Raw genomic sequence first — 227 nt, 5'->3', positions numbered from 1 at the left:
GCCCAGGCATTACGCCGCACGCCAGCGCCGATGGTTTATATCGGCAATCTGGGGCGTGAGTTGAGTTTACCTGCGGCTAATTTGAAGCTGGAAAGCAAGCTGGCAATTATGGAGCAGTATGTTGGTAAAAAGGTCATTGATGCGGTCATCGTCGGGCCAAAAGTGGATGTCTCGGCGGTGAAAGAGCGGATTGTGATCCAGGAGGTACTGGAGGCCAGCGATATTCC

General features: G+C 53.3%; 1 protein-coding gene. It reads left to right on the top strand.

What is annotated here, in order from left to right; genetic code table 11:
- A partial coding sequence (locus MFF40_RS28675) for a hypothetical protein (RefSeq protein ID WP_238263219.1) occupies positions 1-227 on the top strand: 227 nt, incomplete at both ends.

Origin of the sequence: Methylobacterium mesophilicum (genome assembly GCF_022179445.1) — a bacterium.
Classification (GTDB): domain Bacteria; phylum Pseudomonadota; class Alphaproteobacteria; order Rhizobiales; family Beijerinckiaceae; genus Methylobacterium; species Methylobacterium mesophilicum.
This window is presented reverse-complemented; position numbering and strand designations above follow the sequence as displayed.